The organism is Roseofilum sp. Guam (assembly GCF_017746735.1).
Lineage (GTDB): Bacteria > Cyanobacteriota > Cyanobacteriia > Cyanobacteriales > Desertifilaceae > Roseofilum > Roseofilum reptotaenium.
The window spans coordinates 61,943-82,120 of the sequence record NZ_JAGHZN010000012.1 but is presented as its reverse complement, the minus strand read 5'-3'; the positions used below and the strand labels follow the sequence as shown (position 1 = coordinate 82,120).

At 43.6% G+C, this 20,178-nt stretch carries 23 protein-coding genes; 12 read left to right on the top strand and 11 right to left on the bottom strand.

The window, feature by feature from the left end; genetic code table 11:
* Nucleotides 1-68: 68 nt before the first annotated feature.
* From J7529_RS06135 to ndhN, 3 genes are all read right to left on the bottom strand, one after another.
* Entirely contained in the window at nt 69-812 is a 744-nt protein-coding gene (locus J7529_RS06135) for a salt stress protein, Slr1339 family (protein WP_318728262.1), read from the bottom strand.
* Nucleotides 813-868: 56 nt separating this feature from the next.
* On the bottom strand, nt 869-1,492 hold the full coding sequence (locus J7529_RS06130) for a VWA domain-containing protein (protein ID WP_278003160.1): 624 nt from the start codon (nt 1,490-1,492) through the stop codon (nt 869-871).
* Nucleotides 1,493-1,560: 68 nt separating this feature from the next.
* On the bottom strand, nt 1,561-2,028 hold the full coding sequence (gene ndhN / locus J7529_RS06125; RefSeq protein WP_271942999.1) for an NAD(P)H-quinone oxidoreductase subunit N: 468 nt from the start codon (nt 2,026-2,028) through the stop codon (nt 1,561-1,563).
* Nucleotides 2,029-2,333: 305 nt separating this feature from the next.
* Here ndhN and J7529_RS06120 point away from each other — a divergent pair, with 305 nt between their 5' ends.
* The 7 genes from J7529_RS06120 (at nt 2,334) to J7529_RS06090 (ending at nt 9,057) form a co-directional block, all read left to right on the top strand.
* Complete coding sequence (locus tag J7529_RS06120; RefSeq protein WP_271942995.1) at nt 2,334-3,257, top strand: NAD(+) kinase; 924 nt, start codon at nt 2,334-2,336, stop codon at nt 3,255-3,257.
* A gap of 91 nt (nt 3,258-3,348) precedes the next feature.
* On the top strand, nt 3,349-4,680 hold the full coding sequence (locus J7529_RS06115; RefSeq protein WP_271942992.1) for a diacylglycerol/polyprenol kinase family protein: 1,332 nt from the start codon (nt 3,349-3,351) through the stop codon (nt 4,678-4,680).
* Between the two features lie 13 nt (nt 4,681-4,693).
* Complete coding sequence (locus J7529_RS06110; RefSeq protein ID WP_318728261.1) at nt 4,694-5,683, top strand: hypothetical protein; 990 nt, start codon at nt 4,694-4,696, stop codon at nt 5,681-5,683.
* A gap of 93 nt (nt 5,684-5,776) precedes the next feature.
* Entirely contained in the window at nt 5,777-7,426 is a 1,650-nt protein-coding gene (locus J7529_RS06105; RefSeq protein ID WP_318728260.1) for an adenylate/guanylate cyclase domain-containing protein, read from the top strand.
* A gap of 119 nt (nt 7,427-7,545) precedes the next feature.
* The gene (locus J7529_RS06100) at nt 7,546-8,340 is read left to right on the top strand and encodes a ParB/Srx family N-terminal domain-containing protein (RefSeq protein WP_318728259.1); all 795 of its coding nucleotides are present in this window, start codon (nt 7,546-7,548) and stop codon (nt 8,338-8,340) included.
* 52 nt (nt 8,341-8,392) lie between these two features.
* Nucleotides 8,393-8,746, top strand: coding sequence for a type II toxin-antitoxin system RelE/ParE family toxin (locus tag J7529_RS06095; protein ID WP_318728258.1), 354 nt, complete (start codon nt 8,393-8,395; stop codon nt 8,744-8,746).
* Nucleotides 8,746-9,057: an XRE family transcriptional regulator gene (locus J7529_RS06090; protein WP_318728257.1), complete on the top strand. Its 312-nt coding sequence runs from the start codon at nt 8,746-8,748 to the stop codon at nt 9,055-9,057. The genes J7529_RS06095 and J7529_RS06090 overlap by 1 nt, the downstream gene beginning before the upstream one ends.
* A 181-nt stretch (nt 9,058-9,238) precedes the next feature.
* Here J7529_RS06090 and J7529_RS06085 read toward each other — a convergent pair whose 3' ends face one another.
* Genes J7529_RS06085 through J7529_RS06075 form a run of 3 tightly spaced genes read right to left on the bottom strand, consistent with a single transcriptional unit; the run spans nt 9,239 to nt 11,472 of the window.
* The gene (locus J7529_RS06085; protein ID WP_318728256.1) at nt 9,239-9,562 is read right to left on the bottom strand and encodes a DUF3082 domain-containing protein; all 324 of its coding nucleotides are present in this window, start codon (nt 9,560-9,562) and stop codon (nt 9,239-9,241) included.
* 17 nt (nt 9,563-9,579) lie between these two features.
* On the bottom strand, nt 9,580-10,524 hold the full coding sequence (ispE, locus tag J7529_RS06080) for a 4-(cytidine 5'-diphospho)-2-C-methyl-D-erythritol kinase (protein WP_318728255.1): 945 nt from the start codon (nt 10,522-10,524) through the stop codon (nt 9,580-9,582).
* Nucleotides 10,525-10,527: 3 nt separating this feature from the next.
* Complete coding sequence (locus tag J7529_RS06075; protein ID WP_318728254.1) at nt 10,528-11,472, bottom strand: glycosyltransferase; 945 nt, start codon at nt 11,470-11,472, stop codon at nt 10,528-10,530.
* 4 nt (nt 11,473-11,476) lie between these two features.
* On the opposite strand from J7529_RS06075, the gene J7529_RS06070 reads away from it, so the two are divergent.
* Nucleotides 11,477-11,722: a hypothetical protein gene (locus J7529_RS06070; protein ID WP_318728253.1), complete on the top strand. Its 246-nt coding sequence runs from the start codon at nt 11,477-11,479 to the stop codon at nt 11,720-11,722.
* 164 nt (nt 11,723-11,886) lie between these two features.
* Here the strand turns inward: J7529_RS06070 and J7529_RS06065 are convergent, their stop codons facing one another.
* Both J7529_RS06065 and J7529_RS06060 read right to left on the bottom strand, forming a co-directional pair.
* Nucleotides 11,887-12,060 (bottom strand): hypothetical protein, encoded by a 174-nt coding sequence (locus J7529_RS06065; protein WP_318728252.1) that lies wholly within the window; start codon nt 12,058-12,060, stop codon nt 11,887-11,889.
* Nucleotides 12,061-12,065: 5 nt separating this feature from the next.
* On the bottom strand, nt 12,066-12,350 hold the full coding sequence (locus J7529_RS06060; protein ID WP_318728251.1) for a hypothetical protein: 285 nt from the start codon (nt 12,348-12,350) through the stop codon (nt 12,066-12,068).
* A 139-nt stretch (nt 12,351-12,489) separates the two neighbouring features.
* Here J7529_RS06060 and J7529_RS06055 point away from each other — a divergent pair, with 139 nt between their 5' ends.
* A complete protein-coding gene (locus J7529_RS06055; RefSeq protein WP_318728250.1) occupies nt 12,490-12,996 on the top strand; it encodes a TIGR00725 family protein in 507 nt (168 codons plus the stop codon).
* 47 nt (nt 12,997-13,043) lie between these two features.
* On the opposite strand, the gene J7529_RS06050 is transcribed toward J7529_RS06055, so the two are convergent.
* From J7529_RS06050 to J7529_RS06040, 3 genes are all read right to left on the bottom strand, one after another.
* Nucleotides 13,044-13,445 carry a PIN domain-containing protein gene (locus tag J7529_RS06050; protein WP_318728249.1) on the bottom strand — a complete coding sequence of 134 codons (402 nt, stop codon included), beginning with the start codon at nt 13,443-13,445 and terminating at the stop codon, nt 13,044-13,046.
* Entirely contained in the window at nt 13,445-13,669 is a 225-nt protein-coding gene (locus J7529_RS06045; protein ID WP_318728248.1) for a type II toxin-antitoxin system VapB family antitoxin, read from the bottom strand. Before J7529_RS06045 ends, J7529_RS06050 begins: the two co-directional genes overlap by 1 nt.
* A gap of 82 nt (nt 13,670-13,751) precedes the next feature.
* On the bottom strand, nt 13,752-14,819 hold the full coding sequence (locus tag J7529_RS06040) for a CAP domain-containing protein (RefSeq protein WP_318728247.1): 1,068 nt from the start codon (nt 14,817-14,819) through the stop codon (nt 13,752-13,754).
* Between the two features lie 267 nt (nt 14,820-15,086).
* Between J7529_RS06040 and J7529_RS06035 the strand changes: the two genes are divergently transcribed.
* Genes J7529_RS06035 through J7529_RS06025 form a run of 3 tightly spaced genes read left to right on the top strand, consistent with a single transcriptional unit; the run spans nt 15,087 to nt 20,140 of the window.
* Nucleotides 15,087-17,288 (top strand): PAS domain-containing sensor histidine kinase, encoded by a 2,202-nt coding sequence (locus tag J7529_RS06035; protein WP_318728246.1) that lies wholly within the window; start codon nt 15,087-15,089, stop codon nt 17,286-17,288.
* Complete coding sequence (locus J7529_RS06030; RefSeq protein ID WP_318728245.1) at nt 17,257-18,393, top strand: ATP-binding protein; 1,137 nt, start codon at nt 17,257-17,259, stop codon at nt 18,391-18,393. The genes J7529_RS06035 and J7529_RS06030 overlap by 32 nt, the downstream gene beginning before the upstream one ends.
* Nucleotides 18,371-20,140, top strand: a complete 1,770-nt coding sequence (locus J7529_RS06025) for an EAL domain-containing protein (protein WP_318728244.1) — start codon at nt 18,371-18,373, stop codon at nt 20,138-20,140. Before J7529_RS06030 ends, J7529_RS06025 begins: the two co-directional genes overlap by 23 nt.
* Nucleotides 20,141-20,178: the final 38 nt, after the last annotated feature.

The following is a 20,178-nucleotide window of genomic DNA, read 5'->3' as shown; positions in this document are numbered from 1 at the left end:
GTAGTACAAATAATCTCTAATGAGATTTAATTTTAATCATCGGATTAAAACCCCCTATCTCCCTATCCCTATTCTTCCAGAGCTTGTAGATAGTCCAGAGCAGCTTCTAGGCGATCGCTATATCCTTGAGCAAAGCTATCAAACCAAAAGCCCTCATCAGAGTAGGTATCGAGCCGTGCCAACCATTCCCTGGCACGAGGTTTGAGAGATTCTCGTTGCTGGCGGCGTTTTTTTTCTTCCTGTTGAGCCGCTTCTCGTTTTTGGCGTTCAATGGCACGATTTTGGATATAGCGATCGCGCATATTATCGAGTACATCATCCGTCTGAGCAGCCGAAGCTTTTGCCGCTTCCCGTTGCGATCGCATTTGCATCGCCCTTAAACGTACCTGCTCTAAATCTTGTTCTTTACCACTCGAGTGTTCAGAACCCTGTTGTTTTTGCACCGTGTAACGTTGTCGAATCTGTTCTAAATCCAATTCTGAAGCTTCAGAGTCCGCAGTAGGCGATTGTTTTTCGGGTTGATACCGTTGGCGAATCTCGTCTAAATCCGATTCTGAAGTTTGAGACTCCGCAGTAGCTGCTTTTTTTCCTTGCTGATACCGTTGGCGAAGCTCATCTAACCCAACTTCCTCTCCCTCTACATCATTCCCATGTACAAACCCAGACTTAATATCAGAGAGCAAATCATCCATTGGTTCATTCTCTTGGTTCTGCTGAGGAAAGCGATCGAGAGGGGGAGGCTGGCGATCTCCGGGCTGTCTCTGCTGATGTTGAACCTTCAACTCATTCAAGAAATCATCAATAGAACTCATTGTCTACCTAACCTCCCCAATACACTAGGAGATCAATGATCCCCTAATCTCTAACCCTAATCATAGATAGCATTCATCAATACATCTGTCAGGGTCATGGACTCCATTTCCTCCATGATAACAGTATCCACAATGTCGAATTTCGCACCGACTTCAACCATCCGGTCATCTAAAGCCTTAAGAAACTCGGTTACTTTGGGATCTTTGCCTACTTGGATAAAAGAAATAGCTAACTCTTCATCGCGGTCAATTTTGCTTGAGGCATCTCGAATTAAGGCAATGGCACCTTTCTTTTCTTCTTCTCCTTCAATACCATCGGTAATCACTAAAAACGTTTCTCCGTTTTCTTTTGCTTGACCAGCCGCTTTACGCTCAAAATAATTATTGAGGGCATGTTCAAGCACTTGATCGAACTTAGTGACTCCAGAGGGAGTATTTTCTTGGAAAACTTGTTCTACCTTACTAGCCGTGACGTTATCATAGCGGCGGAAGTTAGCGGAAAACAAATAAACGGTAATTCCATCTGGATCGAGTTTTTCACAGAATTGGGCTACCTTAAATGTAGATTCTTGGGCCGCTTGCCACCGACTTTTACCTCCCGGTTGATCTTGCAGCGACATACTATTACTTTTGTCGATAATTAGAGTATAGTCGCGGTTTTTTAGAATCTCTTCTGCCATAGATATGATCTCCTTGATAGATAGCGCTTGGCGCGGGTAGATAATGGGTAATGGGTAAACCGTTTTTTCTAGAGGGCTTGTTTTAGAGGAAGCCAGCGAACATCGCGATCGCCTCCTAATTCCACAATCAGTTTTACCTTAGGTTCTAGACTAGGCAACGCCGCTAGATAACCGAGTTCTTCTGACGATAGGATATGACCTTCGATAATCCACAACAGTAGCCCCTTTGACTTGGCAGGCAGTTGAGCGAGTTGGGTTTGAATAATGGGTGGAATAAAGTAGACATCACCGACAGCGGCTTTTTTACCACTGCTCTTTTTACCGAGGTGGGGAGGACGTACCCCATGCACTCCAGTTAAATAAGCAGATAAATCTCCTAAACCCCTTGCGTCTAGGGACAGTAGTGTATAACCGGCTGCACGGACGCGGCGGATATAGCGTCCTTCCTCTCCTCCTTCTAGGGGGACATACATGCCCAGTGCGCCTTCGCTCTCTAAGTCTCGAATTAGCTTCTTACCTGTGATAATTAGTGCCATTCTCTCACCTGACCTGATGTAATTCAGGTTTATTTTAACGTGAGTGAGGCATTTTTACTGTGGGGCGATGGACTCAAATCTGGGAGCAATCAATGCTAGTCGAAGGAGATTCAATTACTATGGTTAATTAAGCCGGTTCAAATATTTGACAAAAGTCATCGACATAGCAGAACCGTTCTTCTAAGCTGGTAGTTATGAGAAGGGATCAGGCTGATAATTTCTCACAAGTCAGCGTACCCGATGCTCGTATTCATTATTTTCTAGCGATCGCTTATCCCGAACTCAGGTTAATTATTCATTGAATCGTGGAACTCAAACAGGTCATTATTTCCCATAAAGCAGGAGACCCGGATAGTCGTAAATGGGCAGAACGATGCGCGAAAGAGTTGGATGCTTTGGGTTGTCGAGTACTGATGGGGCCATCGGGGGCTAAAGATAATCCATATCCTGTATTTTTGGCTTCAGCGACTGAACCCATTGATCTGGCAGTGGTTTTGGGGGGAGATGGCACGGCACTGGCAGCCACTCGACAGTTGGCAGCCGAAGGGATCCCGATTTTAGCGGTGAATATTGGGGGAAATTTAGGTTTTTTAACGGAGTCGGCAGATAATTTTTATGATACGCAACGGGTTTGGGAACGGTTGCAAGGCGATCGCTACGCCATACAACGACGTATGATGCTCCAAGCAGCAGTTTATGAAGGCAATCAGCGGTTTATCCCTCCGGTGAGCGATCGCTTTTTGGCGTTGAATGAAATCTGCATTAAACCGGCTTCCCATGACCGCATGATTACCTCGAAGCTAGAGATTGAGATCGATGGGGAAGTCGTCGATCAATATCAAGGGGATGGTTTATTGGTCTCCACTCCCACGGGTTCAACGTGTTACAATCTCTCTGCCAATGGACCGATCATTCATGAAGGAATGGAGGCCATGACTGTGACTCCCATTTGTCCGTTAAGTTTATCGAGTCGTCCTATTGTTATTCCGTCTGGCTGCATCGTCAGTGTTTGGCCCCTAGCAGACTACGATTTAAGTACCAAACTCTGGACAGATGGAGTCATGGGTACAGCCATTTGGCCAGGTCATCGTGTTGATGTGCGAATGGCTGATTATCAAGCCAAATTTATTATCCTCGAAGAAAACCATTCCTACTATCGCACCCTCCGCAATAAGCTCCAATGGGCAGGCACAAGGATTGAGTTGGATAATAATCATCGGAAGAATTAAAATAAAATCATTTTTCAGTTCTAATTTTCAATTGATATACGGTAAAACCTACTTTTTCCCTATTCCCTAGCGCGAAGCGCTATCAATCCCCATGTTTCCTCCTTGGGTGAGTGTACTGTTCGTCTTATCGATTCTCGCCGGCTTGATGCTCCTGTTGCGAGAGTATCAGCACCGGTACTCTCCACATCCAGAATGGGTGCGTAAATTACTTCATGTGGGCATGGGGTTAGTAACGTTAAGCTTTCCCTGGTTATTTGATTCGCCCCTGCCGGTAATTGGCTTGGCTATGGGCGCGATCGCCTTTTTATGTAGTATTAAGTTTATCCCCTACTTTCATCAACGGTTGGGCAGCGTAACGGATGGCGTAGCTCGTAGCTCGTGGGGAGAAGTGTATTTTCCCCTTTCAGTTGCCTTGGTTTTTACCTTGTCCCAAGGGAATTGGGTCTACTATCTGATTCCCATGCTCCTTCTGACACTTGGGGATGCAGTTGCCGCACTCATTGGGGTGAGCTATGGATTGCACACCTATAGTACCTCGGAGGGACACAAAAGTGCGGAAGGGTCGATCGCCTTGTTCACAGTAGCTTTTTTAAGTACCCATGTTCCTTTACTGCTGCTCACGGAGACAGGACGAGCCGAAAGCCTATTAATTGCGGTGATTCTAGGCTTGCAAGTGATGGTTTTAGAGGCGATCGCCTGGCAAGGATTAGATAATATCTTTATTCCCATCGGCGGATTGATCATGTTAAAGTTATTCCTGCCCATGGATATTCCCTCTCTCAGTTTTCGTCTCATTCTCACCCTCATTGTGGGCCTATTAACCCTCAATTGGCGACACCGAACGACCCTCAATGATAGCGCTGTTTTAGGGAGTGCTTGGTTCGGATATTTAACTTGGGTATTGGCAGATTGGCGCTGGTTTATTGCTCCAGTTATCCTATTTTTAGCCTATTCTTTACTCTGTCCTTGGACTCAACAATACCAGGAACGTCGCCATGACATGCGAGCAGTTTTGAGTATTGGCTCAACCGGGATTTTATGGTTATTACTGGGTAAAATAATGGGTGAAACCCTTTGTTTTTATCCCTATACCTTAGCCTTTGCGGCTCATCTAGCCATCATTGATATTGCTGTACCTCAATTTCATCCTCAATTACCGAATTGGCGGTTTATTGGGCGCTCTGTGGTGAAGGGATGGGTGTTAATTTTTGTCCCTTTTTTATGGATTCAAGGCTGGGACAGCCAGGCGATCGCCTATGCTGGAGAAGGATTCATGATCATGGGGCCAATCGCCATTGTCTTTGCTCTCCTACAAGGGAGTTGCCGGAATCTAGATGAGACGTGGATGTGGATCGGGCGATCGGCGATCGTTGCTTTGGGATCGGCAATTAGCTTAAACATTTGGGTAATGGGTCATGGGTAAAGGGCATTTTTCTATGTATGATTATCGTTTAATTGATCGAGAATCTGAGCTAGAGATCTTAGCCAGTGTTGACGGAATTTCTGCTCTCAGTGCAACTGAATTGAAGCAACATAAACCGGATATACATCTGGTAATTTTGCACAATCAAACCTTAGTCGCCCGCTGTTCCCTCTGGTGGAAAAATACGCCAAATTATGGTCAAAAAAACCTTGGATTAATTGGCCATTATGCTGCCCAAGATCGTCAAAGCGCTAAAGCTTTATTGAGTCGTAGTCTAAAGATTTTAGGGCAACACCATTGCACTTTAGCCGTTGCGCCTATTGATGGCAATACTTGGCGCAATTATCGCTGGATTACCGATCGAGGAGAGCATCCCGCTTTCTTTCTCGAACCTGACAATCCTCCAGACTATGTTGAACAGATTCTAGAGGCTGGATTTAGTCCTTTAGCTGGCTATTATTCTGCCTTAGTCACTGATTTAAATCAAGGCGATCGTCGCTTAGAGCGAGTCGGCGATCGCCTGAAAAAACTCGACATTATCCTTCGCCCCCTGAATTTGGACAAGTGGGAAGAAGAACTCCGTCAAATTTATCATGTTTCTAGAATTGCATTTGCGCGAAATTTCTTATATACACCCCTCTCAGAGTCCGAATTTATCGAGCAGTATAACCCAGTCCGTAGCTACATTAACCCAGAATTAGTAGTATTAGCGCAGCAAGGAAACGCAATTGTTGGTTTTTTATTTGCTCTTCCGGATTTTTGCCTAAGACAACGGAACTTACCTGTTAAGACTGTGATTCTGAAAACCGTTGCTATCTTGCCCCGAAAAGATTACGCTGGGCTAGGGAGTTTCTTGGTGTGGCAATGTCATCAAATTGCCCAAAAGTTAGGCTATAAATCCGTAATTCATGCCCTTATGTATCAAGGTAATTCATCCCTAAACATCAGCCATCGATATGCTCAACCCATACGTCAGTATACCCTGTTTGCCAAAGCTATTTAAATCGCCTATACTTGAGTATAAAAATCACCTCAAACTTGATTAAAGTCTGTTCCGGGCTTTATTTTATCCCTTATCATCCCGCATGAAAACACTATGCCGTACTTAATCTACGCTCCCCATAGTCAGGATGAAAAATTATATGAACTGCGTTGGGGAATCAATAGCCTGGGGCGATCGCTCGATAACCTGATCGTGATTAGTCACGCCAGTATTTCCCGCCATCATGCCGAAATTCACTGGACACCGAGTGGGGTTGAGATGTGCGACCTCAATAGCAGTAATCATACCTTTATTAATGAAAGTCGAATTGACAGTAAATTACTCAAGGATAAGGATATCATTCGCTGCGGTAAAATCAGCTTTCAATATCGAGACCAACTGGAAGTTGTTGAAGAAGACACGGGTTTAGATCCAGAGGAACATCGCACTATTATTAAAGAATTTTCTCTCGATCGAGGCAACGTGGGAATACCTGAGTTATTGTCCGATGAAGAACAATGCTTAACCGTACTCAAATTGCGAGAACAGGATGAACAAAAACGGAAAGAAGATAAACTCAAACTTTTGTTAGAAGTTAGTAAACAACTCTCCTATCCCAAAAGACTCGATAAGTTACTCAAAAAAATCTTAGAAATTCTGTTGGATTTAATGCAGATTGACCGCGCTGCTATTTTGTTGATCGATCCGCAAACTGAAAAGCTGCAAGTTAAAGCGGTACATTCTCAAGTCGGTATTCATGCAGACTATCAATTTTATAGTAAGAAAATCACAAATTATGTTTGTGAAAAACAACAAACTATTATGACGGCAGATGCCCAAATGGACCGTCGGTTTAGTGATTCTGATTCGGTCATTAGTCAATGTATTCATGCCTCGATTTGTGCCCCTCTCAAGCCTCGTGATACGGTCATTGGGGTGTTATACGTGGATAATTTATCGTTGGCTAATGTCTATTCCGATGAAGATGTAGAATTCTTAACTGCTTTAGCGAACCAGGCAGCGATCGCGATCGATCATAGTCAACTCTATCAGAAAATGGAATCCGAAGCCGTTCTCCGGGACAAGCTAGAACGATTTTTTCCCAAAGCTGTCAGCCGTAAACTACGGGAAGAAGGTAACTTGAACAAAATTGTAGATACAGAAGTTACAGCTCTATTTTCCGATGTCAGTCAATTTACGCAAATGTCTTCCCTCATGTCTCCCCGGGCAGTGATTGAGATGCTCAATGAATACTTCAGTATGATGGTCGAAGAAATTGTCTTCCCCTATGAAGGAACCCTAGAAAAATATATTGGCGATGCTTTAGTTGCCGTCTGGGGGTCACCTTATCAAAGAGAAGATGATGCAGAACGAGCAGTCAAAGCAGCTATTTCCATGCAATGGGCTGTTAGACGGCTCAATATCCAGCGCCAACGTCGTAACCATCATCCCATTCATATTCACATTGGTTTAAATACCGGACGAGTGGCTTCCGGAAACATTGGCACAGAACGCCTGATTCAATATGCCCATATTGGCGATACCATGAATGTAGCTAGTCGTATTTGTAGTGAAGCTAAAGCGAATGAAATCCTCATTTCTGCCAGCACTTTCGCCCACTTGAACCAGCATCAAATTCCTGTAGAATGCTTACCCCTTGTACAAGTCAAAGGTAAAAAAGATCCCCTACAAGTCTATCGTGTTCTCTGGGAAGAATTACCCTATCAAGATACTTTGAATGTAGAGGAAGAGAGTGAGGAATAGGGAAAACTGGGTTTTCCCCTTTCATTTGGAATATGATTATTTTAAGATTTAATTGATTTGACAGATGAAAGTCTCACCATTACTCTGTACGAGTATGCATTTTTTGGTGAGTTTGACCTGTGCAAAAATTCTGGCTCTTCTGCCTGACTCTAGCCGTTTTGGGTTTATCAATTGTTCTTCCTCCATCCGCAGACGCTAGAATTTCCCCTTGTCCGTCCCGTCCTCCTGAACTGAGAACGACTCTGGAATGCCAGATCGCGATCGCCGATTTGCATCCCACACAACCCGTGGTGGGTAAGTATCAAGTGCAATATCAGGTCGCGGTTTTAAAGGTTATTGATCGCGGAGAATCTTCTGAATATGCAACCGTTGAAGACTATGTAAATCAGCGCAAAGTACCGGTTGTTTTAGGCCCGGGGAATCAATTTTATATGGTTGACTCTCACCACACCATGAGTTCAATTTGGGAATATTATCAGGGCGATCCCGATATTAGAGTAAACATCGAAATCATTCAAGATTGGCGAAATAAACAGGATTTTTGGTCAGCGATGAAAACCAATAACTATACCTATCTAGGAACCCCCGGAAATACAATTAGTCCTGAAGATCTGCCCCGTAACCTTGGTGAATTAAAAAATGATCCCTATCGTGCCGCAGTTGGGATGGCACTTAATTGGGGATTTTTTGAGCGACCGAAGGGCGAAAAAATATTTTTCTACCAATTCAAATTAGCGGATTGTTTAAAAGAATTCGGCTTAACTTTACCGGAAGAAATTAACCGTTTCCATATCTATCAAACTCTAGCCATGATTCACGATCCTGAGTATAGTTATGGCAACAGTTCCGTCTGTACAATTCCTCCCCCTCAAGCGTTATCTTTAGAAGGAATTGCCGCAAAACTCCAACGATAATCTCAATATAAACGGAAGTTTACTGACTTTGCTGCGAGTTGAGTTATAGTTTATGAAATGGATTGTTATATTCGATCCCGATTTTAAGCTCTGGTTTTATCAACAGGCACAAGAACTCCAAGATGAAGTCTTTTCAGTTTTAACTCTGTTGATGAAATTCGGCCCGTCTTTGGGCAGACCGAGAGTTGATACTATTGAAGTCTCTTCAATTAAGAATCTCAAAGAGCTTCGTATTCAATATAAAGGAGACCCTTGGCGGATTTTATTTGCGTTCGACCCGGAACGACAAGCTATTTTACTGGTTGGCGGCAATAAAACGGGTAACAAGCGATGGTATAAGGAAAATATTCCTATAGCAGAGCAACGTTATGAAAACTATCTTGAAAAACTGAAGGAAGAAGAATAATGAAAGACTATACAACGTTATCGTCAGAGTTAGCAAAACTTTCTCCAGAACGACAGGAATGGATTAAAGCTAGAGCGAATAAAATTTATCTTGAAGAACTGACTTTCCAGTATCTGCAAGAGAAGTTAGGATTGTCGGAGGAAGAGTTAGAGCAATATTTTACCGAAGCGCATCCCGGAAAAGCAAAACTAGAAAGTAGGGAATGTCTGGAGTTAAATACACTTCAGGAGGTGGTAAATGCATTAGGGGGAACTCTGGAAATTACGATAAAAATTCCCCAGAAAGAGCCTCTTGTTCTGATCAGCGAATAGTATAGCGCTGCGCGCTATAGTCTTGACAGATAAGGGCGCATGTAGGGGCTTTCCGGCCAGAAAGTCCCTACAGATTATTGTAAACACACGCTTCGCGAAGCGCTATAAAAGCTGGAGCAGATAGTTCTAGTAGTGGACTGTTTCATATAGAATAGTGCATTCTTTTTCGTTCAAGCGGGGATTAATTGACAGTGCTTTTACGGAAGGTGAGTTGAATGGCTAGAGCTAACAATCCGACTGTAGTCAGAGCAAATACGCCAGTCGCTAATAATCCCATGCCCATGACGAGGGTGCGGACGGCTGCACCAATATTTAAGGCGATCGCATTTTTTGTCGCGAGCGGCTTATTGGCAAATGTCTCGATAATGGACATGGAGAGGAAATAGAGAAATGAGGTAATCGCCCCACTCATCAGAGCGCCGGTTAAACAGCGCACTGGGGTAACATTGGCAGAAATAGCCGGTTTACTCGTCTGTTCAGAAATTGATTCGTTATTATTGATCATGATTGCTAGAGTACCTATTAGTCACTCACTTTAATGCCTGTTGGTGAAAACTGAGCGACCCATAAGTTGAGATCGGGGTCATTTAATTGTTGTTCGATGTCGCTTTTAATTCGGTCAGCTTCCGCTTGAGATTCAGTAAGGGCAAATAGGGTAGACCCTGAACCCGACATGAGTGTACCCAGTGCCCCGGCTTCTATAAACTGTTGTTTGAGCGCGACGAGTTGGGGATATTCAGGTAAAACAATTTTTTCAAAATCATTCCGCAATTCTTCGGTAATGATAGCATGATTCTTGCTGGCGATCGCCCTCACTATCGGCCCAGAGTGAACTTTTTGACCATAAGCTTCAATATGTTCTGGGTCGCGAATATAGGACTCTTCATAGATGTTGCGATAGGTTTTATACGCCCAAGCGGTGGAAATCTTTACGCTTTCATACTTGGCCAACACCACATACAATTGATCTAGATCTGGCAGAGGGGATAATTTTTCTCCTCGTCCCGTAGCTAAAGCTGTTCCCCCTCGAACGCAAAACGGCACATCTGACCCCAACTGCTCTCCTAACCGTTCGCATTCTCCCTGAGTTAAGCCCAAATTCCATAACAAATCCATTCCCACCAATACAGCCGCCGCATTGCTCGATCCTCCGGCTAACCCAGCAGCGACGGGAATGTGTTTATCAATGCTAATATTGACACCTCCATATTGGGCGAAGGCTTCGGGAAACTCGGAACACATTAACTCCGCTGCACGATAGGCTAAGTTACTAGAGTCACTGGGAACATCGGGATGGTTACAGGTGATGCGGATGGTATCTGTACCAGAGGGTTCGATGTGCAGGCGATCGCACAAACCCACACTTTGCATAATCATCGCTAATTCATGATAACCATCGGCGCGATCGCCGACAATCTCCAGATATAAATTAATTTTCGCGCACGCTAATAGGGTATATGAACGCATAGTTTAGGAGTTAGGGGTGAGGGGTTCGATATAGCGGGCATTTTCCGGCAGATCGGAAAATGTTTGCCCTTGAGTTCTGGCTTGGAACATATACAACCCCAAAGGAGTATTCACTAAGTCTACAATATCGGCCCTCCCTAAAAGCATTTTGGCGCTGGTGAGGGGGACTTCTTTTACCATCCAGCGTGTCATCCGATAGAGGGTTTCTTTGAGCGTTAGGGAACGCATCAAGTCTACGCCATGGAGTTGATGTAAATAGCGGTTCGATTTTCCATAGCGATACCATTGTTTTTGCAGCTCTTTGAGGGTGCGACGGTGGCGATGTTTAACGGTTGCATCGGGGACAAATTCGTGTTTCCAATCAGTTTCGCGCAAAATACGCCAGCAGATATCTGCATCTCCTCCTGTGGTTAAATAGGGACGAAACAGTCCCACTCGATCGAAAATAGAGCGACGCACGGCTAAGTTGGCTGTTTGTCCATAGGGACAGAAGGGGTTCGCGAGGGTATGTTTTTGGGAGAGGGTTTCTTGGCGATCAGCGTGTTGTTCCAGTAGAGTGTTACCGGGAAGCGCGATAATTTCGCCCACCGATAACCCAATGTCTGGCTTGGCAAAGGGTTTAACCAGGTTCGCTAACCATTCCGGTTGGGGACGACAGTCGGCATCTGTAAAAGCGAGAATCTCATACTGAGCGGTTTTAATGCCCAAGTTTCGCGCTGCATAGGAACTTTGGATCTCAGTTTGACTCAGGGGTTTGAGATTGGGTAAGTCGGCAGCTTGGAGAATTTCCGAGGTGTGATCGCTGCTACCATTATCGACAATCAGGTATTCTAGGCGATCGTTGGGATAAGTTTGGTTCCGAAACCCCTGTAACAATTCCGGTAAGTCCTCCTCACCGTTATACACCGGCACAATAACGGAAACTTGGGGAAAGAAAGGTGCGTTCATAAGTGTGGGAAGCGGTGGCATTGATAAATTGGAAAAGTACCGTAGATTCAGTATCCCAGAAGTTTGGTTTTGGCAAAACGATCGCCTTTCGCTCTACGTGCTGCGATCGGATTTGAGTGGATACGATCGCGCCGAGGATAGTCAATGTTTACCCACTCTCAATTTGCGCTTATTAGAAGAGTGTATGGGTATTACCGATATTTTAGCAGCCCGACAATCTTTTCTGAGGGGATTGGGCGATCACCATTAGCAAAGATAGGGCGAGCAGTGTCTGCCCACCCTACATTTTAAAACTATTTCCAAATAATCCGATTTAACGCGATCGGTAGGGTGTTCGTCTGAGAGACCATACGAGGTAAAATCTTGTAAAAATTCGATTGTCTTAGTAAACCAGTAATAGGAAGACACTCGTTCTTAAGGTTTATTGGCTTTGCGAATTTGTGCCAAACGACCTCGGATTAATTCTTCAACACTAATTACAGTGATGGCAATTGGATTAGCCTGAATCGTCAGTAGTCGCTGGCCTAGGGGTTTATGACCTCGTTGATAGAGACTCAAATGATTGCTGTCCAAAATGTATAACGTCATTGAGGTTACGATCTGCCTCCGTCCGATTCAATTTCCGCCTGTAGATCGTCAAAGGTAGGGTCATCCTGAAACCATCCAAATTTGTCTAGCCAAGGATTTCCAGTCTTGGTAGTTAGTGGAATCTCAACTTGAACCACTTCAACTTTATTCGTTAGATAATCAAGTAGTTGGGATTTAAGGCGATTGATAGCAGCATCACGGCTATTTTCGACAACCGTGACTTCCGGCCATTCTTTGGCACGAGCAATATATTTATCATCTTCTTGCCTGAGAATAACATCATAAATCATCTGGTTATCTCCTGCTCATCATTTGGAATATAGCATTTCCAACTGTCCCAAGAAACCGGGTTTCTCAGCAAACTTGGTAACCAAGCGAGAAACTTGGGCAGAAACCCAGTTTCTGTTACCCATTACCAACACATAAACTATGACAAAAACCATCATTGGCATTATGGGCCCTGGCACAGGAGCCAGTCAACGGGATCTCCAACATGCCCATACCCTCGGTCAACTCATTGCCCAAGCAGGCTGGATTTTACTCACCGGAGGGCGAAATGCAGGCGTAATGGCAGCCGCATCTCAAGGAGCAAAATCTGCCCAAGGACTCACCATCGGCATCTTACCCACTGCTGATAAAACTGGCATTTCTGAGGATGTTGATATTGCCATTCTCACCGATTTAGGCCATGCCCGCAATAACATTAACACTCTCTCCTCCGATGTCCTCATTGCCTGCGGAATGGGACTCGGAACCGCTTCCGAAGTTGCCCTCGCTCTGAAGAATCAAAAACCCGTTATCCTCTTAACCAATAATGCCCAAGCGTATCCCTTTTTCTCCCAATTCTCTCCCGATCTCCTCTATCATGCAGACACTCCAGAAGCTGCCATTTCCCAGATTAAAAACTTGCTCCATAGGAGGTTGAACGACAAGTGAAACCCAACAACAAAACTATTGAGTAAGACCTGGCTTTTGAGAAACCCTTATTGTAGTAATACAATGGGAATGTATTGTCGAAAATTCTCAAAATCCTTATCTGTTGTGAAAATACTATACCCACGGCGATGAGCAGCAGCACAGAGCAGAAAGTCAGTATTTGAACCCTGAATACCTTTGCTGCGACAGCTATTAAAGAACTCTGCGGCCAACTCATAATCTTCAGGGGTTAGCTCTAAATCTGGAAAAGTGCGAAGATACTCTTTCAATTGATTAAACTGTTCCTTGTAGCGTATCCCGGAAAGGATTTCCTGACGAATTGCTCCCACTAAGACAACTCGTCCATCTGCAATTAAATCCTGTAAAATGGTAGCGACTTCATTCACTTTATTCGTTGTGTTGCGTCGCAATACCAGTGACCACACTGAAGTATCAACCAGAACCTTCATCAGATTTGTCGCTGTTGCTTATAGTTATACTCTTGATCATAATCAATCGTCCCAAACAACTCAACAACTTTCAGTTGTCTTCGGCGTTGAATATACTCTTGTAAAGCAGCTTCAAGTAACTCAGTAGGTGTAGGAGAGTTACTCAACGCAAGAGCTTCTTGCAGGAGCATTGAATCGATTTCAATTAGAGTTCCTGCGGGATTGTTTTCCATAACTTTGTTCATTATTTTATTGATCCTATATATTAGCATAGAATATGACAAACCGGAGTTCTCTAAGAACCCCGGTTTCTGGCGGGTAATTCTATTAAACCAAAATAAAATCTCCTGGATCGAGCTGGCTCGGGGCAACATTGGGGAGAATGGCTAAAACATTCGTCGTTCCGGCTTGATAAATTAATGTGGCGTTGGCTAATTCTCCACTGCCAGAATTGAAGGTTAAACTATTAAATGATAACCCTCCAGTTAAACCAATATAATCCTCAGCATCGTTGTAAAACATTAAATCTGGCGCACCGGGACGGAGGACAAAAATATCGTTTCCTGTGCCACCAATAACAACATCCGATCCCAGGTCTCCATAGAGGATATCATTACCTGCTCCGCCATCAAGGTAATCTTCATTTTGGCCGCCGTAGAGGATATCATCGCCATTATTACCAAAAACCTGATCGTTTTGGCGATCGCCAAAAACAAAATCATTCCCCTCTCCCCCCGTCACAAAATCATTCCCTTGACCTCCACGCACAGAATCATTACCCAAATCTCCGGCAACTTGGTCATTGCCTAAGTTTCCATTGACATAATCATTACCACTATTCCCTCGAGCAATATCATCTCCCCCTAGAGCAAAAATTGTATCATTACTAACCGTTCCTGTCATTTGGTCATTCAGATCGGAACCCAGGGTAAAAGGGCTAGTTGGATTGACTAGAGTCGGTGCAGGTGCAGGGGTTACGACACCATTACGAGGAGTACCAAACACTTGTGTCCAATAGGAATTGTAGTTAACAGTACCGGTATCATTAGCGAGAAAAAAGTAACCGACTCCAATTTCCTGTAAATTAGCATCAAGGATATTGGCTCGATGTCCAGGACTATTCATCCATCCCTCAACTACTTGTTCTGGCGTTTGATATCCTGCGGCAATATTTTCGGCTCCTGTAGAAGCTTGATATCCGGTAGCGCTGATGCGATCACCAATAGAGCTATTATCTAAGCCAGTATGACTAAAAAAGTCCTGAAAGGCCATATTTTCAGTATGGCTTTGAGCCGCTTGCGTCAACTGTGCATTAACAACCAAAGGAGCTAAACCGAATTGACTACGCTGAAAGTTCGTCAATTCCACAACCCGGTGAATAAATTCTTGACTCATAACATTCACCTCATGAATGAGTGGCTCTATAGAGATCTCAGAAACATGACGGCTGTTTTATGCAAAATCGCGAAAATTGTAATAAATCTTAGCAGTAGTACCTTGACAAGACTAGAATAGTGCATTGATCGATGCATGAGGGTATGGGAAATTTCTTCCCCATCCTCCCCCTGTTCCCCATCTTTTTCTCAAGTACTACTTTAGAGCGCAAAGCTCTTCCTCACTGCGCTAGGATAAGATAGCAGGAGTTCCGTATGGGGAGGAAGAATGGTCTCAAAAGATGAGACATTAGCTGAATTTCATCAGCGTTATACCATAGAACTGCGAACCTATCTTCAAGGAACAGTCAGTTATCCCGAGGATACAGAGTCGGGAACCAGCTTGGCAACGGATGAGCAAGAAGGTTTGCTTGCACCTACCGTTCCCGTATCCGCCAATATTTTTTTAGGACAACTGGCATTTGCTTCGGATATCAGTGTGGTTGATGTTGTCCATATCCATCAGATCGCCTGTGGCAAGTTAGGCGCAGACAATAGGGAGAAAGAAGAAGAGTTTTTACGACTGGTCTTATCCGCTTATGAGCGATCGCAACGTTTAAACGCTCGTCAAGGCCAATTTAACCGCTTACCTGATATTTTATATTCTATTAACACGGAATATTATCTGCAACGCTGGAATCCGGGTCTAGAAAAAGTCACCGGTTTAAGTCAAACTCGGTTAATGAATGAATCGGTTTTAATTCTCTTTCCTCCCGAAGAGCGAGCGGCGATTACCCAACATATTCAACAAGCCTTTCAGGACGGACAAAATGAAATCGATACCCTACTGTTGACTCGTGCAGGACCAATTCCCTACCGCATCAGAGGGATGGTGATGAAAAATGAGGATGGGGTTGTAGTCGGTCAAGTTGTTCTGGGTAATAGTTTAATCGAAACCACCCTCAATATTGAAGCCTTACGAGATTCAGAAGAACGATTTCGCAATCTGGTAGAAAACCTCAATGAAGTCTTTTGGTTAACAGATATTGATAACCAAGCCATCATTTATGTCAGTCCTTCCTACGAAAAAATTTGGGGACAATCGTGCGAAAGTTTATACGAAAATCCCCAATCCTGGTTAAGTGTTATTCATCCTCAAGAGAGCGATCGCATTCAAGCCACCTTACCCGCTCAACGTCATGGCCCTTGGGAACAAGAATACCGTATTCTGCTCCCCAGTGGTCTCACTCGCTGGATTCGCACCCGATGTTTCCCCGTGCGTTATCCCGTTGGCGATCGCATCTATCGTTTAGCCTCTATTTCCGAAGACATTACCCAACGCAAACAAACCGAAGTCGCTCTAGAGCAGTCGATCTCCCTTTTGCAAGCCACATTAGACTCTACCGCTGACGGCATTTTAGTCTTAAATCGAGAAGGCGATATCCTCAATTATAATCAACAATATGTACAATTGTGGCGCATTCCCCAGCACATCTTATCTTCTAGAGATTCCCAGTTAGTGAACGCCTTCTTACTCGATCAAATGCGCTATCCAGAAGACTTTATTAACTTCATCAATCAGAACTATCAAGATCCTACAGAAACTCATCAACATCTGATTGAACTCATTGACGATCGCATGATTGAACTGATCTCTAGACCCTATGAACTCAGTGGTTATATTCGGGGCAGAGTCCACTGTTTCAGTGATGTCACCAGTCAACGAAAAGCCGCTGAATCCCTAGAATCTCTCAATGAAGAATTGGAGGCTAGAGTTAAGAAAAGAACGGCGCAATTAAGGCATCTTAATGAAAAACTTCAATTGTCGGTGCAAGAAAAAGAAATCTTACTCAAAGAACTGCACCACCGCGTCAAAAATAACTTGCAAGTGATTGCCAGCTTATTAAGATTGCAATCGAGCTATGTGCAAAATCCCCAAGATCGAGAACTCTTTAAAGATAGTGAAAATCGCGTCCGCTCCATGAGTTTGATTCATGAGAAACTGTACCATTCCCAAGAAATGGGAGAAATTAATGCCCAAGATTACTTTTATACAGTTGCCAGTAATTTACTCAGTTCCTATAGCCGATCCTCTCAAAAGATCGAGATCGACTTCAATCTTGAATCTATTGCCTTAGATGTGGACACAGCAATTCCCTGTGGCTTGATTGTCAACGAATTAGTTTCTAATTGTTTTAAGTATGCCTTTGTAGAACAATCATCAGGAACAATTACAGTAGAATTTATCCGTCAGAATGATACAACCCTGAGTCTTTTAGTCCAAGATAATGGTCGAGGATTACCGGAAAACTTCGACCTCGAAGAAATCGATTCTTTAGGCTTACAACTCGTCCAGAATTTAGTCGAGCAACTTGAAGGAAATTTAAGGTTAATGGGTGAGCAAGGAACTTATGTCAAAATAACTTTTCCGTGGATTGATAAACAGAAGGCAGATCAAAATGATGAACTTGATAAAAATATTAGTCGTTGAAGATGAGCGAATCATTGCAATGGATATCCGCAACAGCTTGCAGCGGATGGGATATGCAGTTGTGGGAATAGTCAGCTCGGGGGAAAAAGCCTTAGAAAAAGTGCCAGAAGTTAAGCCAGATTTAGTCTTAATGGATATTGTACTGAAAGGGGAAATGGATGGCATAGAAGCTGGAAAAAAAATTATCCATAACTTTAAAATACCTGTGGTTTACTTAACCTCTCATACCGATCCGAAAACCCTAGAAAGAGCGAAGAAAACTAATCCCTTTGGCTATATCGTTAAACCCTTTGAAGAGCGAGACTTAAATACCACTTTAGATATTGCCCTAGCTCGCGCTCAGGTAGAAATAGAAATGGAAAAAAATCTAGCCAAAGAGCGAGAGTTAGTAGATTTAAAGTCTCGGTTTATTACTATGGTTTCCCATGAGTTTCGTACCCCTTTAGCAACGATTTTATTTTCGGCAGGATTATTAGAAAAATATAGTCATAAATGGACAGAAGATAAAAAACAAATTCATTTCGATCGGATCAAGTCTGGTGTCCAGCGTATGACTCGCATTCTCGAAGATATCTTGGTTATTGGTCAGGCAGATCCTGAACCATTAAATCCTAAACCCAAAGGGCTAGATATTCAAACGCTGTGTACCCAAATGATTGACGAAATTAAAACGTCCTCCAAAACCCACATAGACATTGAATTCAAAACGGATGCTCTCCATACTCATCAAGTTTATTTAGATCCAGAATTAATGGGACATATTGTTTATAATTTACTCTCCAATGCAGTAAACTATTCACCAAAAGGTTCTCAGGCAATTGTTGAGTTAGCAAATCAGGATAAAAACTTAATTTTAAAAGTAGAAGATCGGGGTATGGGGATTAGCCGGTCAGAGCAAGAACACTTATTCAAATCTTTCTATCGCGGTAGTGAGGTGGAAAATATCCCCGGAACGGGGTTAGGATTAGCAATTGTTAAGCGGGCTGTTGATTTACAGCAAGGAGAGATTACAGTAGAAAGTGAGGTGGGAGTCGGTAGCACGTTCACCGTGGTTTTACCTTTAAACTTATCAGAGACTGACTATGGCGAAAATTCTGGTCATTGAAGATGATGAAGCAATTCGGGAAAATGTTCTGGAATTGTTGGAATCAGAAGGATATGAAGTCCTGGGTGCAGACAACGGTCGCGAAGGGTTGAAGATCGCCCAAAACGCGATACCGGATTTGATTTTATGTGATGTGATGATGCCGGAGTTAACTGGTTATGCGGTATTAACGACACTACAAGAAAATCCAGCTCTTTCCCATATTCCATTTATTTTCTTAACGGCAAAAGGAGATCGCCTAGATTTTCGTTATGGAATGGAGCTAGGGGCGGATGATTATTTGATGAAACCGTGTCTGCCCAATGAGATTCTCAGGGCTGTTGCTGCCCGGTTGGATAAAAAGGCGAGTCTGAATGCCCACTATTTACAAGAACTTCAGCGTCAAGCCTCAGAAGACTTGTTAACCCATCTCCCCAACCGTACCCGTTTACGGGATCTCTTCCAAACCCTGGTGCAAAATAGCTCCACCCTTGTTGCTGGACAGGAGCAACTGCTCCCGGTGTTATGTATTGGTTTAGATCGGTTTGAGCGGATTAATCATACCCTCGGTTATGATATTGGCGATCGCCTCCTGCAAGCTGCGGCTCAACGCATCTGGGAAACTTTCGATCCCTCAACTTCAACTATTCTCGCTCGCCTGAGTGATGATGTGTTTGTAGCCATTTTAGGGGAACACCTCTCCCGGCATCAAGTGATGGCACAGATGCAAACTCTGCTTGAACAGCTCTCTCAACCCTTTGCGATCGAGCAGGAAAATCTGGTTATGACCGCCAGTATTGGTATCACTTATTATCCCAGGGATGGGCAAGATATCAATCCTCTCATCCAAAATGCCAGTCGTGCCCTTAATCAAGCCAGGGAACAGGGAGGTAATAAATATCAATTCTATATTCCCACCTTTTACGTCGGTTCGAGCGATCGCCTCAACCTAGAAGCCGATCTACGATACGCCCTAGAGCGCCAAGAACTTGATGTCCATTATCAACCCCAAGTCAGCTTGCACACCGGTAATGTTATTGGTGCAGAAGCCCTGATTCGCTGGCAACATCCAGAGCGAGGATGGATTTCTCCGGCTAAATTTATTCCCATCGCTGAAGAAACGGGATTAATTGATGCGATCGGTAAATGGGTACTGGTGCAAGCCTGCAAACAAGGGAAACACTGGCAGCAATTCAACCCCAACTTCCAAGTGAGCGTTAATTTATCTCCCCGCCAACTTACCCAAATCCCCTTGCGCCAATGGCTTTTAGATACTTTGATCTCCATAGGCTATATCCCGGGCACTCTAGAATTAGAATTAACAGAAAATGCCTTAGTTGAACAGAAACTAGAAGCATTGAAAATCTTAAATTCCCTCAAGTCTATTGGGGTTAAACTCGCCTTAGATGATTTTGGCACGGGATACTCGTCTCTAGAATATCTGAAGGATTTTCCTTTTGACACCTTAAAAATAGACCGTTGTTTTATTAAAAGAATTGAAATGAATATGAAACAACAATCCCTGGTAGCGGCGATCGTCAAAATGGCCCATTCCCTTGATTTGCAAGTCGTGGCTGAAGGTGTGGAAACAGAACCGGAAGTGAAATTTTTACAGTCTCAGAACTGCGAAATAATTCAAGGTTATTATTTCAGTCAGCCACTAGCAAAGGAGGATTTTGAAGCACAAATCTTGAACCCCGAAAAAAGACTCCCCAAGTTACTGCTGCAAAAGCAAAGTAAAAATTGGGATAAATATATCAAAGATTAAAAGTAAATCAGAAAAAATACTTAGAGTTTTAAAGGAGA